Here is a 14,680-nt window from a genome sequence, read left to right as displayed (position 1 = left end):
TGGGTCACTAATTCTTTGCTAGTGTGGTGCAAAGCAGCCCACACTAGGAGTGAACATAATGCCCGAACAGCAGCCCCAGCAGCTCGTACAGCAAGAAATTGCTGACAATTTGGCAATAATTACGCTGCATAACCCAGATAAACGCAATGCTCTTACGCATACCGCTTTCGGGGAGGTTGCGAAAGCCATCACGGATGCAGCAGCCGAAAGGTCTGTTCGTGCCATTGTGATTACCGGTGCCGGAGCGCATTTTTGCTCCGGGTTGGATTTGACCGCAGGGGAATCTCTGACTGGTGCTAGTGACGAACAAATCCAGACGTCCATGGGCGAGCTCAATGCCATGATCCGAGCCGTCGTTGAGGCCGAGGTGCCGGTCATTGCAGCGGTGGAAGGCGCTGCTGCCGGGGTGGGGGCGTCGTTGGCTTTAGCTTGCGACTTGGTGGTAGCAGCCCAGAGTGCGTTCTTCGTGCTGCCCTTCGGTCGGATTGGTTTGCTTCCCGACGGTGGCGTGATGCAAACACTGTCGGCGTCTTTGGGGCGTGCGGTGACGATGCGCATGGCCTTGTTACAGCAGCCTTTGCCGGCGCCTGCTGCCCAGAGCGCCGGTTTGCTAGCGGAGCTTGCCGACGATGGCGCTGCCTTGGCCGTGGCCCGTGAATGCGCGGCAGTGCTGCACAACTCTTCGCCGGAAGCGCTGGCTGCTACTAAGCGCGGAGTGAATGCGGCTTGCCTGGGGCAGTTGTCGCAAACGTTGGAGGATGAGGCGGTCCAGCAGCCGAAGTTGCTGCGCACTGACGGCCACCGTGAGGGGGTGCAGGCTTTCGTGGAGCGTCGTGCGCCCAGGTTTTAGCTACTATGGCTAGTAACCTGGGCGAGCCGAAAGTCTGTATCCCTTTGTTGTTTACTCTGTTTACCCCGGCGTGGAGCCCTGGTAATCAGGTAACAACGAAGAAGCAGGTCAAGTGATTGAATTCACAACCGCTTGACCTGCTTGTATTGTGCGCCATCAGGGAATCGAACCCCGAACCCACTGATTAAGAGTCAGTTGCTCTGCCAATTGAGCTAATGGCGCGTAAGTGTTGATTATCTGAAGTGTTCATCTTCTCAACTCTTACTGTTGAACACTGTACCGTGCGCAACGAATAGATACTCTAGCAGTGGTTGTTGAATAAGAAAAATCGAGCCGTTGACCTGCTTTTTCTTCCTTGCTCGTGGGGTTTATGTGTGCTGTTTTTGCTGTTAACAAAACTGGGCCTGACAACGATTGATTAATAACACCTGGTTTATGCAACGATTCGGTTGCAAGTGCATAACTCATTGCGCAGAAGCGCAGGAAAGCATTAATTGTGGGTTAGGCTCGCTAGCAGAGTTTTCATGGTCCTGGGTGCAGGCGCCAACAGGAAAATTAACAAAAATGCAGCTGTGTGCTGCGAAAGGAGTTCCGCGTTGACCTTCTGGTCTAAATCATTGTCCGCCCTCGCAATTGGAGGGCTGGTGTTGGGCCTTGCGGCCTGCGCGGATACCAGTTCTGAAACGCAGCATTCTTCTGCAGCAGGAAGCCAGGATTTGGAGACTCCGCCGTCGGTAAGCGTGCAAGATGGCGCCACCGATGTTGATCCCACCGTGCCGGTAGAGGTCACCGGTGAAAACAAGCTGCAGACCGTCACCATGCTTAATGAGGTCGGCTATGAGGTGGAATCCGTGCTTTCCGACGATGGGAAGACCTGGAAAACCGACGAGGTCTTGGGTTACAACCGCAGTTACACCATCGAAGCAACTGATGTAGAAGGCAACACCACTACTGTTAGCTTCACGACGCCCCAGCCGTCCAGTCAATCTTCCGTTGCCATGGTGCCACTGCCCGATTCGACGGTTGGTGTTGGGCAGACGATTAATTTCCGTTTCGCGGGCACCGTGTATGACCGCCAAGCGGTGCAAGATGCGATCACCATTGAAACTTCCAATGACACCGTCGGTGCTTTTTATTGGATTAGCAACAGCGAGCTGCGCTGGCGCCCGAAAGAATATTGGGAGCCAGGAACCACCGTGACTGTGCAAGCCGATATTTATGGCGTTGATATGGGCAATGGCATGTGGGGAAGCAAGGACAATTCCACCAGCTTCACCATTGGGGATGATGTGCGTGCGGTCGTTGACAATGCTTCCAAAACCATGACCGTCACCCGCAACGGACAGACGCTGCGCAGCGTGCCAGTATCGCTGGGGCGTTCGGAATATCCAACTCCGAATGGAACCTACCTCGTGGGCGATCAACATAATGAGCTCGTGATGGATTCCTCGACTTTCGGGTTGACCGGGCAGGGGGCTTATCGCACCGAAGTGAACTTTGCGACGCAAATGTCGTATTCCGGCATCTACGTGCATGGTGCGCCGTGGTCGGAGTGGGCCCAGGGTAAAACGAATACCTCGCACGGTTGTATCAATGTCACCGATGCCGATGCCCAGTGGTTCATGAACACCGTGAAGCGTGGCGACGTCATCGAGGTAAAAAACACTGATGGTGGAACCCTGTCAGGTTACGACGGCCTGGGAGACTGGAATATCAGTTGGGAAACTTGGTCAGCGGGCAACGTAAACGAAATCGGCTCCTGGTAACCGTGTGGTTAGACGCGGCGGCACCACCTTGTTGCGGACAACCCCAACAGTGACGCTGCCAGCCCTAGAATGCGTGAGTAACTATGACGTGCATCTTTGATCTGTCCCGCATCGGCGCAGGCCTGCCTGTTACCGAGACCATTGCTAGTTTGCCTGCCGAAGGCAACGTCGTTGTGCAAGCCCCACCCGGAACCGGTAAAACCACCCTGATTCCACCGGCGCTGGCGAACCAAGCTGCACAAAACGCCGCACAGAATGCCGCCACCGAGCGAGAATCCTCCGTCGGCAAGATCATCGTGACCGCCCCACGCCGGGTTGCCGTCCGAGCGGCCGCGCATCGTTTGCGCACACTTTCTGGACAGCCGGAGCTCGTAGGCCATTCCATTCGTGGCGAATCGGTAACCGGCACAGCCGTCGAGTTTGTCACGCCCGGGGTGCTGCTTCGACGTTTGTTGCGCGATCCTGAGCTGCCTGGGGTCGCAGCTGTTGCAATTGACGAGGTCCACGAACGCCAACTCGACACCGATTTGGTGTTGGGCATGTGCCTGGAGTTGGCGCAGTTGCGTGCAGATTTCCGGGTTATCGCAATGTCTGCCACCGTGGATGCGCAGCGTTTTTCCCAGCTCATGGACGCCCCGGTGCATGTTACGGAGGCGGCGATTCACCCGTTGGAGATCAGTTACGCACCGGCACCCGGTCGGGCGGCAGGCGAACGTAGTTTTTACCGCCACTTGGCGCAACAGGCCGCCGAGCAGGCGTCGGCAAGCGCGGGATCGACGCTGGTTTTTGTGCCCGGTGTGCGCGAAGTTAACCAGGTGTGCGCGGAATTGACCACGCTTGTCGACGCCAACACTCCCGTTTTCCCATTGCACGGGCAGCAAACCACCGATGAGCAAGATCGCGCACTATACACCGATAGCAGGCGCATCCTGGTGGCAACTTCCATTGCGGAATCGTCACTGACTGTGCCCGGGGTGCGTGCTGTTGTGGATGCAGGGCTGGCTCGGCTGCCACGCCGAGATGCGCAGCGGGGCATGTCGGGGTTGGTGACGGCGTCGACCAGCAAATCTAGTGCTGACCAGCGGGCGGGACGCGCCGGGCGTGAGGGGCCGGGGACTGTCGTGCGCTGCTATTCGCAAGAGGATTACCAGCATTTTGCGCCGCATATTAGCCCGGAGATCCTTAGTGCAGACCTGACACAAGCCGCCCTATTTTTGGACACCTGGGGCGCTGGCGATGATTTCCCTCTGTTGGACCAACCGCCGGCCACAGCGATGGCTGCTGCCCGCACCACCTTGCAGCGCATTGGCGCCAGCAAAGAATTGGCCCTCTTGCCGACGGACCCTCGTCTTGGGGCAGCGCTGTTGCGTTATGGTTCCGGGGCTGCGGAGACTATCGCGAAACTCGATGAGGAGCCCCGCGGTGATATTACGCGTGCGCCTGCACAGAAACGACTGGTGCAGCGCCTGGCCAAGTTGGTGCCGGACCTAGGCCCGGTGGATCCCGGGGCAGTGGTCGCGGCTGCTTATCCGGAGCAAGTAGCGCGTGCGGTGTCGGCCGGGGCATCTGGCCTTCGTACTGGCTCTAACTCTGGTGCTGGCTTGGGCTCTGGTGCTAGCCCCAGCTCTGGGGCTGGGACTAGCCGCGAATATCTTCTGGCGAGCGGCACGCGGGCGCGCTTGTTGTCGGATTCCAGTCTGGCGGATGCAGAATGGCTTGCGGTTGCAGAGATTTCGTTGTCGAACGCCGGAAACGCGATCATCCGGTCCGCCGCGCGGATAACGGAAGACGATGCCCTGGAGGCCACAGGAGTGAAAGAAACCACAACCGCGACTGTGGACGGTGGCAAGATTCGAGGCAGAAAGCGTCGACGAGCCGGAGCAATCGAGTTATCTTCGACACCGGTGCAGGTCACTGGCGACGCCGCTGCCGAGGCCGTCGCAGAAAGCATTCGGGAACACGGGCTCGGATTATTCGAGTGGTCTGCGTCGGCAAGTAATTTCTCTGCCCGGCTACGTCACCTGCACGAATACTACGGTTCGCCGTGGCCGGATGTGGCGGCTGCAGACCCAGCAATGTGGTTGGCACCAGAATTAGAACAGATTGCCGCGGGCACAGCGATTAGCAAAATCGATCTTTATCCCGCGTTGCAGCGCCTATTACCGTGGCCAGAGGCCACACGGCTCGAAGAGTTAGCGCCGGAGTGGGTGCTGGTGCCTTCGGGAAGAAGCGTGTGGCTGGATTGGTCTGGTGAGCGGCCAGTGGCGAGCGTCAAGCTACAGGAATGCTTCGGGCTGACGGAATCCCCAATGTATTGCGGCAAGCGGGTGCAGTTTCACCTGTTGTCACCGGCGGGGCGGCCGCTCGCGATTACCGATGATTTGGCGAGTTTTTGGTCTGGCCCTTATGCCGGGGTTCGCGCGGAGATGCGCGGGCGTTACCCGAAGCACCCGTGGCCGGAAAATCCGTGGCAGGCAACCGCGACGGCGAAAACGAATGCGAAGCTGCGCAAAAACTGATGATTAGTCAGCCCATTCTTTGCGCACGTGCCCAATATGGGTGCGCACAATGGCTTCCATAGCGGCGGCATCTTGTGCGAGCGCAGCGTCGATCATGGCTTCGTGTTCCTGGGAGCTGGCAACCAGGTTGCCGGCCTCGGCGAGCGGACGCAGGCCAGTCACCCGGCTGCGGGTGCGCAAACTGGATACGGTTTCCACGATTACTGGATTTCCGGCTAGTGCTAGGAAATCACAATGGAAGCGCAGGTCCGCCTGCAAATAGGAGACTAGGTCGCCGCGCTCGGCGGCGTCATTCAGCTCATGTGCCAGGGCGCGTAGCTCTGTGACTTTTTCTGCGATTTCGCCGGTGCAGATCCGCGCGACTTTCGCCATGGTGGGCACTTCCAACAGGATGCGGGCTTCGGCTGCGCCGTCGAGGGTTTCCGCGGATAGCTCGGTCACCTTATAGCCGGTATTGCGCATTTTTGTGACCATGCCTTCGCGTTCGAAATACAGCATGGCCTCGCGTACCGGGGTAGCTGAAACGCCCATTTGGGCAGCCAGTTGTGGCGCCGAGTAAATCTCGCCGGGGGCGAGTTCGCCGGTGATTAGGCCGGCGCGGATGGACTCGGAGACTTGATCACGCAGGGATGTTGCGCGAGCAGAAATCTGGGGGAATTGAGCGTAGGCCATGCTGCAAGCTTACTTGGCGTGCGTCCGTGGAAATTCCTTGGTCCGAGTATCTCGTAGACTTAACTTGGTATACGTAAAACACCCTCTTGGTCGCATTTCTGCGGTCAAGAGGGTGAAACTTTGGGGTGGCTGACGGGGCTCGAACCCGCGACACCTAGGATCACAACCTAGTGCTCTACCAGCTGAACTACAGCCACCATCGCTACTCTAAAGCAGCACGCACTAGATTAGCGCATTATCGCGCGTTTACAAAAACCGCTGGTAAGTGGTGGTAGCGGCTTCTTTTGCACGTGTTGCATCGGTGCTAGAAAGCTGATTCGGATCCACAAAAACCGCGCGCCGGTAGTAATCCAACTCGCGGATGGATTCCACAATGTCTGCCAGCGCGCGGTGTGCCTGGCCTTTATCTGGCTGCTGGAAATACGCACGCGGGAACCAGCGTCGGGAGAGTTCTTTGATTGTGGAGACATCCACCATGCGGTAGTGCAGGCGTTGGTCTAACTTCGGCATGTATTCCTGGATAAAGCGGCGATCGGTAGCAATCGAATTGCCAGCCAGCGGAACGGCCCAGTCCGCTTCGCAATGTTGGGCAATCAAATCTAAAACGGCCTGCTCGGCGTCACCGATGCTGGTGGTAGATTCCGCAATTTCCTTATCCAGGCCAGACGCTTGGTGCATGCGCACGACCACATCATCCATCTTTGCTAGTTCTTCTGCGCTGGCATGGATGACCGCAGAGTAGCCGTCGCCAAGAATGTTCAGGTTGGCATCAGTGACCAGTGCCGCAACCTCGACGATGACGTGCTGCTTCGGGTCCAGCCCGGTCATTTCTAGGTCGATCCACACCAGGCGGTTGCTTTTTGCTGGGATATTAGCTGCAGCAGGTGATTCATCGTTTGGCCGGGAATTTTCTGAATTAGTAGTGGTCATAAGCAAGAATTTCCTGTGGTGAAATATTTAGTCGGTTTTAGTTGGTTTTAATCAGCGCTATCGGTGCCATCAGAGCATCTCAACTAACCCATCTTGGAATAAAAACTGCCGACCAAAGGTGCGATCAACGGTACGGGCACGATTTGGCTGAGTACGTTCATCGCCTTCGACAGTGGGCCGGGAACCACACGGCGTCGGTTTTTTGCCATCGCCTCCAGAGTTTCGGCCGAGCATGACTCGTAGGTGGTCCATAAAAAGTCTGGCACGACCTTATCGACGATCGACTGCTCCTCATCAGGCACGACGGCATCGCGCACAGGCCCTGGGGCAAGCAGCGTGCAGTTGACGCCGGTGCCTTTCAGTTCGTAGTGCAACGCCTCGGTAAAAGCATTCACGCCGGCTTTGGTGAACACGTAGGTGGCATTATTCGGGATCGGGATATTGCCTGCGGCGGAGCCGACGTTGCAGATCGCGCCCTCACCACGCTCTAGCATGGGGCGGACAACCGCGTTGGTGATGCGGTGGACAGCGGTGGCGTTCAGGTGAAACTGGTTGGTTTCATAATCCCAATCCTGGTCGACGAATTTGCCAAAGCTTGCAATGCCAGCCGAGTTTATTGCGATAGAGACGTTTTTATCTTTCAGGTATTCCAACAAACCCGTGACTTCGTCGTAGTTGGACAGGTCTGCGGCAAAAACTTCGGCTGTGATGCCGTGGGAGCTGAGTTCGTCGGCAAGGGTTTGCAAGACTTGCTCACGGCGGGCGACGAGAATCAGGTTGTGGCCGGCTTTGGCGAGATCGCGTGCCATGGCCTCGCCGATGCCTTGACTGGCGCCTGTGACCAGGGCAAAGGTTTCTGGTCGCGGGTGGGGAAGAGCCATGGTTCTCCTTAACGATGCGCGCTCACCGCAGTGGCGGAGGTAAGGCACACTGGGGAGTCGCTGTTGCGTAGCTGTCTTGGGGTCTTGTTGCGTTCAACCCTACCTTGGTGTGTAAGTAGCGCGGGGCTGGAGATGGTGGTAATTGCGCTTCCTGACGGCAAAGACTATTGTTATCGTTGTGAGCCAGGGTTGAGCACATGCAAGAAGACCCAGGGCAGCAACTCCGGGAGCCCGTGCACTGCACGGGCTCCTGTGCTATGTAAATCGGGAGGGGATTATGTTACTGGCTTATCTTGACGAAATAGGCCAGCCTGGTGCTTTTGTTCATACAAGTCACAGGCGGTTCTCTGATAGTCCGGCTTTTGGCTACGGAGGATTTTTTATTCCAGTAGATAACGCACGAGCGTTTGGTGCGCGCTTTGCCCATTTGAAACGCCAGTTGTTTGCTCCAGAGATACCTGCCGGGCGTGACCCAAATAGATGGGAAAAGAAAGGGGCTGATCTGTTATTCGCATTAGCTGCTGAAGAGCGTCCCGAAAATCTGCGAGTAGTCGGTGCGCTAATTTCATACCTTCGTGAATTAGAAGGAGCTCTTTTTTATTTTGCAGCAGAAAAACCTATAGGAACTCCGAAAGAAACAGATTCTGGTCCGGCTGAGTTTGCAGATCGAGAGAATACTGCTATGCGGGAATCGTTGAATAGGCTTGCGCGAGCGGCTGATTCGCGGAATGAACCAAAATTCATCACTCTCAGATCATGAAGTCGGTGAGACCGGTTTTTGATGTACGTGGAAATGTAGTTAGTTCACCAGCGAACCGAAATAAGTTGGAAAGAGTGAGGCGGGCTTCATTTCGGGAATGAGAGACTAAAATTTATCGTCAGTAGTCCGCTCTTTATTTGTCCTCTCTAAAAGTGCCCCCAGCAGGATTCGAACCCGCGACCGACGGGGTAGAAACCCGTTGCTCTAATCCACTGAGCTATGGAGGCCGGTAGATCGCGCCCATGAGCGCCGATCCGCATAAAAACTATACCGGATTGTCTAAGTAAGTGACACACGGGTTCAGAATCCCGGGCGATCGGTTGTAGGTTAGAGCCTATGCCTACCCCGACCTCTCGTGTGCGTTCCACCTGGCCCTGGTACTTGGCAATGCTGCTGGTCGCCGGTCTTGCCGCCGGCATTATTTCTGCGCAATTTCTCGCAGAATCACTCGCAGCGCTCGGTATCCCAGACCCAGGCATGCTGACCACCTTTGGTCTGCCATTTTTCCGCGCGGCTGCTTGGATTCTGGTCGCGCTCGCCGTCGGTTCCTATCTGCTTACCGCATTCCTCATTCCACCGCGGATGCCCGCTTCTGCTGCAGGCGATCCCACCCCTAATTTTGGTCTTGCCCAAGCGCGCCTCAGCGTCGACGGACACCTGGCGGCGCGCACTGGTGCACTGAGCTTGCTTAGTGTCGCCGTCGTCGCACTGGTGATGGTCTCGATGACGTTTTCCGATGTCTCCGGCACCCCATTTTTCAGTACCTTCGCACATTGGAATGTGGCCCTAGACCAGGTTGCCGAAGCGAAATCCTGGCTGATCATGTCGCTTATGGCTGCTGTTGTGGGCATCGTCGGTTTATTCGCACGTCGCTGGACCATGCAGCCAATCTTGCTCATCGGCGCGGTACTCACCGTCGTTCCGCTGGGTATGGAAGGCCACTCGGCATCTGGTGGTGACCACGATTGGGGCACAAACTCCTACCTTTGGCATTTGGTGTTCATGGTGCTGTGGATCGGCGGGCTGACCGCCTTGATCGCACACTCGCGACGCCTCGGCGAGCATCTTGAACTTGCCGTTCGCCGCTATTCCACGTTGGCGTTGTTTGCGGCGGCAGTAATGGCAATTTCCGGCGTCGTCAACGCTGCCTTGCGTATTGGCCCACACCATATCTTTACGACGAACTACGGCTGGATCATCACTGCGAAAACCGTGTTGACCATCGTCCTCGTTGGCCTAGGCTGGCTTCACCGTCAGCGCAGCATCCCACAATTAGCGCAACGCCCACGCGTGTTCCAGCGAATCGCCGTTGTAGAAGTGCTCGTGATGGCACTGACTGCAGGCATCGCCGTAACGATGGGGCGCACCCCGCCACCTGCACCGGATGACCCAAACTTGTCGACGATGGAAATCACCGTCGGCTACGACATCCCATTTGAGCCAGACATTCTTAATGTGTGGACTATCTGGCGTTTCGACGTCATGTTCAGTGCACTCGGCATCCTGCTGGCCGCAGGCTACCTATATGCGGTTCGTCGTGCGCGTCGCGCCGGGCACGACTGGTCGCGTGGTCGCACTGCCTGGTTCTTGTTGGGATCACTCGGCATGGCGGTGATTATGAGCTCGGGCGTCGGCATGATCATTCCGGCGACCTTCTCCATGCACATGATCGGCCACATGTTGTTGTCGATGACCTTCCCGGTGTTCCTGGTGTTGGGCGCGCCGCTGACGCTGATCATGACGGCTTGGGAGCCAGGCGAGGCGGGCAAGCCGAACCTGCATGATTGGACTCGGGCGTTCTGCCAGTCGCGCGGGCTGGCCATTATTACCTATCCGCCAGTGAACCTCGCGCAATTCATCTTTGTGTTTTATGCGTTGTACTTGAATTTTGATTGGTACCAGGCTGCGATTTCGGATCACGCCGGTCACGTGATCATGAACTGGGCATTTTTGGTTTCTGGCTACATTTATTTCTGGGAAGTCATGGGGCCGGATCCTTTGCCGGGGCGTAAGCAGCCGTTGGTGCGTTTGGCCTGGCTGTTTTTCTCCATGCCGATTCACCTCTACCTGGGCGTGTACATGATGCAGCTCACCGAAATTTACGGTGAGGAGTTTTACACCTCGATTAACTTGCCATGGACGATTGATCTGCTGGCGGATCAGCGCGTTGGTGCCGGCATTGGTTGGGCCGCCGGTTCGTTCCCGCTGATTGTTGTATTCGGTGAGCTATTCCGACAGCTGTTTACTTATGACCGCGAACAGCAAAAAGCCATCGATGCGGAGATGGACCGGGTGCCAGATCATAATCTCGCCCACGCTGGCCTTGCCGACGCAGGCCTCGTCGGCTCTGGTCTTGCCGACGACGACCTTGCCGACGACGACCGGCTTTATGCACAGAAAACTGTTGGTGTTCAACAGTCTGAAAAAACGCCGAAAAAAGACTCTGGATTCGGTAATGATTCTGGTAATGAATTAGATTTATACAATGCGATGTTGGAAAAGATGAGCCGCGGAGAACACATCGAGGATGAGTATCACGAATCCGAGATGGGCCAATCCCGTTTCCGTAGGAAACGTGGCGGGGATGGCTCCGGCTGGGGGAACGCCCCGGAATAGGGGCTTGGAGCGCGCCAACACTTGCCGGCAATCCTCTGACTGTCAACCACCAAGGAATTTTTCGTTATGAAAAAGAGCCCACTCGCCGTTGCGCTAAGCGCACTGGCTACTGCTGCACTCTGTTTGACTGCTACGCCAGGTACCGCTGGTGCTTCGCCGTCGGCAGAGGCCTCGAGCTCAGGCTCCAGTTTGTCGTCAGAAGATGGTAGCTCCAGTTCAAGCTCTAGCCGCCATGCGGTTGGGGTGCGAGGGGATTCCACAAACCCAGGCAAGCAATTGGTCACAATGGGGGATTCGTTTACCGCTAACGGCCACGTTCGTGGTTTCCGCTGGTTGCAGCGGGGAACACCACAAGAAAGTTTGGGTTCTTCGTCTAGTTCGAGTAATTCCGGTAAAGGTTTCGTCCGGCCGGTTGAATTAGGCCTGAGTGGGTGTGGGCAGGATCCAGATAACTGGCCACGTCAGTTGGCAGGCATGACTGGGCGTACCTTGGGTGATTACTCATGTAACGGGGCAACTTCCCGCAGCGTCGTTGAGCATCAGCTGGAGCAAGCTGTGCGCGATGGCAATATCGGCCCGGCTACCGAGGAAGTTGTGATTGCGGTGGGCGGCCTTGATCCGTGGCGGTTTAAATTGGATGAGATTCCATTTCCGTACCCACAGGCAGTGATTGACCGCTACAAAGCCCGCGTAGCGAATATCACTCACCAGGTGCGTGAGCTCGCACCGAATGCGCGGGTGACTATACCTTCGTATTTGAGTGTTTCCTCACCGCAAGGTCACGTTTGCTTCGTCAATGTGATCCCGAATCAGCCGCTGGGCTTTATCGTGCCGGGCGCACGCCAGGTGGAAGCAGCTCTGGCGAATGTGCAACGGGAGGCGGCAGCGGAAGCGGGCGCGCGATTCGTCGACGTTCGTGCCGCAACGCGTGATCACCACACCTGTGCGCCCGATGCTGAGCGTTATGTATCTGCGGTGTGGCTGGATATTACTTCGCCAACCCACACCATGGCTATGCACCCGACAACCAAGGGTTCGCAAGCTATTGCTGCTGAAATTGCGCGTTAACTTCCGCATATAGCCTTGGGTGGCGCGAATAATACACCCTGGCACATCGTAATTTTCGGTATGGCAGGGTATTTGTGTGTGCAACTGTGCCAGCACAATTCGTGCGATTTCTGTGGATAACTGTATTTATTCACAACCAGGCGGCCGCCGTGATTGGTTTGGCCATCGTTTCCCCTGACACTAGGTGTTACCAGCGCAGATCGCGTTGGTTACCTAAAGATTTGGAAGGGGAGCGCACACTATGTCGCAACACCACATCACCATCACCGGTCGGATTACCCAAGAGCCCAGCCTGCGTCGCGTCGCTGGAGGAAATTGCGTGCTTGATATGCGCGTTGCTTCCTCTCGTGCGGTGCGTGACGAGGAACAAGAATCCGGGTGGCGGGATTATGACAATCTGTTTCTGGACGTTGAAGCCTGGGGGCAATTGGCTGTTAACACAGCTGCGAGCTTGCACAAAGGGTACCCAGTAGTGCTGGTGGGGTCACTGGTGACCCAGCAGTGGGAAGATAATGAGGAAAAGCGACACTCGAAAACGGTGTTGAAGGCCACCCACATTGCCCCAGACCTTGCACACTATGCCGCAGCCCTGACCAAGAGGAAAGCAGATCGTGATGATAATGGCGGGGTGGTTCTTAACGTCGAAGGCGTCGTCTTTGATCAGGATGCGCTTGCTAGCCCATCTGCATCCGGGTTTGCGGACAAATCAGCGACTCCGTTTGGCGAACAATCAGCAACGGATAATAAGAAAGCAAACAAGCAAGCTACAGAAAACGCCGCAGTGCCTGTCGGTGCACACTAGCTAGCCACAGTGACGCCTATATCGTGCGGGATCCGTGGTGGGGCGGCAGTTAAAGTCATGTATTCTCGTCAGAGATAAAGATTTAGTGTCGTTCCACCTAATTTCGCGAAGGGGAAATATGGGCGAGTTCATCTATACGATGAAAAATGTACGCAAAACTGTTGGTGACAAGGTCATTCTTGACGACGTCACCATGGCTTTTTACCCCGGCGCAAAGATCGGCGTCGTCGGCCCGAACGGTGCGGGTAAGTCGTCGATTTTGAAGATCATGGCCGGAATGTCTGAGCCATCCAACGGCGAAGCATTCTTGGATCCGGGTGCTACCGTCGGCATCCTGCAGCAGGAGCCACCGCTGAACGAGGAAAAGACTGTTCGCGGCAACGTAGAAGAAGGTCTCGGCGAGATCTTTGAAAAGAAGCAACGCTTTGAAGCCATTGCAGAAGAGATGGCCACCAATTACACCGACGAGCTCATGGAAGAGATGGGCAAGCTCCAGGAAGACCTGGATAATGCGGATGCTTGGGAAGTCGATTCCAAGATTGAACAGGCTATGGAAGCGCTGCGCTGCCCGCCTTCGGATGAGCCCGTCACTAACCTTTCCGGTGGTGAGCGCCGTCGTGTAGCTTTGGCGAAGCTGCTTTTGTCGGAACCAGACTTGCTACTTCTTGACGAGCCAACTAACCACCTGGATGCCGAGTCCGTGCACTGGCTGGAAAAGCACCTGGAAAACTACCCGGGTGCGGTTTTGGCAGTGACCCACGACCGCTACTTCCTGGATAATGTTGCGGGCTGGATTTGTGAGGTTGACCGCGGCAAGCTGCACCCTTATGAGGGCAATTACTCGACCTACCTGGAAAAGAAGCAGGAGCGTCTGCAGGTTGCTGGTAAAAAGGACGCCAAGCTGCGTAAGCGTTTGAAGGATGAGCTGGAATGGGTTCGCTCCGGTTCCAAGGCGCGTCAGGCGAAGAACAAAGCGCGTTTGGAGCGCTACGAGGAAATGGCTGCCGAGGCCGAGCAGTACAAGAAACTGGACTTCGAAGAAATCCAGATCCCTACGCCTCCACGTCTGGGCAACAAGGTTGTCGAAGCAGACAACCTGACCAAGGGTTTTGGCGACCGTACCTTGATCAAGGATTTGTCGTTCACCTTGCCACGCAATGGCATCGTGGGCGTGATTGGTCCCAACGGTGTGGGTAAGACCACGCTGTTCAAAACCATCGTTGGCCTGGAAGAAGCAGATGCGGGCAAGGTCAGCGTCGGTGAGACAGTGCAGCTGTCATATGTAGACCAGAACCGGGAAAACATTGACCCAGAAGCAACCGTCTGGGAAGTCGTCTCCGGAGGGCTGGACTATATCCACGTGGGCCAGAACGAAATGCCTTCGCGTGCGTATCTTTCTGCATTCGGTTTCAAGGGCCCAGATCAGCAAAAGCCATCCAAGGTGCTTTCCGGTGGTGAGCGCAACCGTCTGAACCTGGCGTTGACACTGAAAGAGGGCGGAAACCTGATCTTGCTCGACGAGCCAACTAACGATTTGGACGTTGAGACTTTGGGTTCGCTGGAAAACGCGCTGGAGAAATTCCCGGGCTGCGCCGTGGTTATTTCCCACGACCGCTGGTTCTTGGACCGCACCTGTACCCACATTCTGGCCTGGGAAGGCAACGTGGAAGAAGGCCAATGGTTCTGGTTCGAAGGTAACTTTGGCGACTATGAGAAGAATAAGGTGGAACGACTCGGCGAGGAAGCTGCTCGTCCATCCCGCGTCACCCACCGTAAGCTGACTCGCTAACGCTACTCGGTAGTAACAGGCGAGCCA

General features: G+C 56.3%; 11 protein-coding genes and 3 tRNA genes. 8 read left to right on the top strand and 6 right to left on the bottom strand.

The window, feature by feature from the left end; translation table 11 throughout:
* Positions 1-58 precede the first annotated feature (58 nt).
* The gene (locus HMPREF1292_RS00745; protein WP_023018315.1) at positions 59-850 is read left to right on the top strand and encodes an enoyl-CoA hydratase-related protein; all 792 of its coding nucleotides are present in this window, start codon (positions 59-61) and stop codon (positions 848-850) included.
* A 149-nt stretch (positions 851-999) separates the two neighbouring features.
* Here HMPREF1292_RS00745 and HMPREF1292_RS00740 read toward each other — a convergent pair.
* Positions 1,000-1,072 (bottom strand) — tRNA-Lys (locus HMPREF1292_RS00740).
* Between the two features lie 395 nt (positions 1,073-1,467).
* Here HMPREF1292_RS00740 and HMPREF1292_RS00735 point away from each other — a divergent pair.
* Together HMPREF1292_RS00735 and hrpB are read left to right on the top strand one after the other, a co-directional pair.
* Positions 1,468-2,616, top strand: coding sequence for an Ig-like domain-containing protein (locus HMPREF1292_RS00735; RefSeq protein ID WP_126849897.1), 1,149 nt, complete (start codon positions 1,468-1,470; stop codon positions 2,614-2,616).
* Positions 2,617-2,708: 92 nt separating this feature from the next.
* A complete protein-coding gene (gene hrpB / locus HMPREF1292_RS00730; protein WP_034645377.1) occupies positions 2,709-5,135 on the top strand; it encodes an ATP-dependent helicase HrpB in 2,427 nt (808 codons plus the stop codon).
* Positions 5,136-5,138: 3 nt separating this feature from the next.
* On the opposite strand, the gene HMPREF1292_RS00725 is transcribed toward hrpB, so the two are convergent.
* The 4 genes from HMPREF1292_RS00725 to cmrA all read right to left on the bottom strand — a co-directional run bounded on the left by HMPREF1292_RS00725 (position 5,139) and on the right by cmrA (position 7,618).
* On the bottom strand, positions 5,139-5,807 hold the full coding sequence (locus tag HMPREF1292_RS00725) for a GntR family transcriptional regulator (RefSeq protein ID WP_021352954.1): 669 nt from the start codon (positions 5,805-5,807) through the stop codon (positions 5,139-5,141).
* 121 nt (positions 5,808-5,928) lie between these two features.
* Positions 5,929-6,004: transfer RNA gene (locus HMPREF1292_RS00720), tRNA-His, on the bottom strand.
* A 49-nt stretch (positions 6,005-6,053) separates the two neighbouring features.
* On the bottom strand, positions 6,054-6,737 hold the full coding sequence (orn, locus tag HMPREF1292_RS00715; RefSeq protein ID WP_023018312.1) for an oligoribonuclease: 684 nt from the start codon (positions 6,735-6,737) through the stop codon (positions 6,054-6,056).
* 83 nt (positions 6,738-6,820) lie between these two features.
* Complete coding sequence (gene cmrA, locus HMPREF1292_RS00710) at positions 6,821-7,618, bottom strand: mycolate reductase (RefSeq protein WP_023018311.1); 798 nt, start codon at positions 7,616-7,618, stop codon at positions 6,821-6,823.
* Between the two features lie 277 nt (positions 7,619-7,895).
* On the opposite strand from cmrA, the gene HMPREF1292_RS00705 reads away from it, so the two are divergent.
* On the top strand, positions 7,896-8,378 hold the full coding sequence (locus tag HMPREF1292_RS00705) for a DUF3800 domain-containing protein (protein ID WP_023018310.1): 483 nt from the start codon (positions 7,896-7,898) through the stop codon (positions 8,376-8,378).
* A 153-nt stretch (positions 8,379-8,531) separates the two neighbouring features.
* On the opposite strand, the gene HMPREF1292_RS00700 is transcribed toward HMPREF1292_RS00705, so the two are convergent.
* Positions 8,532-8,605: transfer RNA gene (locus tag HMPREF1292_RS00700), tRNA-Arg, on the bottom strand.
* Positions 8,606-8,714: 109 nt separating this feature from the next.
* Between HMPREF1292_RS00700 and HMPREF1292_RS00695 the strand changes: the two genes are divergently transcribed.
* The 4 genes from HMPREF1292_RS00695 to ettA all read left to right on the top strand — a co-directional run bounded on the left by HMPREF1292_RS00695 (position 8,715) and on the right by ettA (position 14,653).
* Positions 8,715-10,994, top strand: a complete 2,280-nt coding sequence (locus HMPREF1292_RS00695; RefSeq protein WP_023018309.1) for a cytochrome c oxidase assembly protein — start codon at positions 8,715-8,717, stop codon at positions 10,992-10,994.
* Positions 10,995-11,060: 66 nt separating this feature from the next.
* Positions 11,061-12,062 (top strand): GDSL-type esterase/lipase family protein, encoded by a 1,002-nt coding sequence (locus HMPREF1292_RS10315; protein ID WP_023018308.1) that lies wholly within the window; start codon positions 11,061-11,063, stop codon positions 12,060-12,062.
* Between the two features lie 241 nt (positions 12,063-12,303).
* Positions 12,304-12,864: a single-stranded DNA-binding protein gene (locus tag HMPREF1292_RS10310; protein ID WP_023018307.1), complete on the top strand. Its 561-nt coding sequence runs from the start codon at positions 12,304-12,306 to the stop codon at positions 12,862-12,864.
* 118 nt (positions 12,865-12,982) lie between these two features.
* Positions 12,983-14,653, top strand: a complete 1,671-nt coding sequence (gene ettA, locus HMPREF1292_RS00680; protein WP_021352961.1) for an energy-dependent translational throttle protein EttA — start codon at positions 12,983-12,985, stop codon at positions 14,651-14,653.
* Positions 14,654-14,680: the final 27 nt, after the last annotated feature.

Origin of the sequence: Corynebacterium sp. KPL1995 (assembly GCF_000477935.1) — a bacterium.
Taxonomy (GTDB): Bacteria; Actinomycetota; Actinomycetes; order Mycobacteriales; family Mycobacteriaceae; genus Corynebacterium; species Corynebacterium pseudodiphtheriticum.
Note: the sequence above shows the minus strand (reverse complement) of the source record. Positions and strands in the feature narration are given on the sequence as shown.

Bases quoted from the DNA above. Each gene is read 5' to 3' on its own strand.
- HMPREF1292_RS00745 (WP_023018315.1), top strand. From the start codon at position 59: ATGCCCGAACAGCAGCCCCAGCAGCTCGTACAGCAAGAAATTGCTGAC.
- HMPREF1292_RS00725 (WP_021352954.1), bottom strand. From the start codon at position 5,807: ATGGCCTACGCTCAATTCCCCCAGATTTCTGCTCGCGCAACATCCCTG.
- orn (WP_023018312.1), bottom strand. From the start codon at position 6,737: ATGACCACTACTAATTCAGAAAATTCCCGGCCAAACGATGAATCACCT.
- cmrA (WP_023018311.1), bottom strand. From the start codon at position 7,618: ATGGCTCTTCCCCACCCGCGACCAGAAACCTTTGCCCTGGTCACAGGC.
- HMPREF1292_RS00705 (WP_023018310.1), top strand. From the start codon at position 7,896: ATGTTACTGGCTTATCTTGACGAAATAGGCCAGCCTGGTGCTTTTGTT.
- HMPREF1292_RS00695 (WP_023018309.1), top strand. From the start codon at position 8,715: ATGCCTACCCCGACCTCTCGTGTGCGTTCCACCTGGCCCTGGTACTTG.
- HMPREF1292_RS10315 (WP_023018308.1), top strand. From the start codon at position 11,061: ATGAAAAAGAGCCCACTCGCCGTTGCGCTAAGCGCACTGGCTACTGCT.
- HMPREF1292_RS10310 (WP_023018307.1), top strand. From the start codon at position 12,304: ATGTCGCAACACCACATCACCATCACCGGTCGGATTACCCAAGAGCCC.
- ettA (WP_021352961.1), top strand. From the start codon at position 12,983: ATGGGCGAGTTCATCTATACGATGAAAAATGTACGCAAAACTGTTGGT.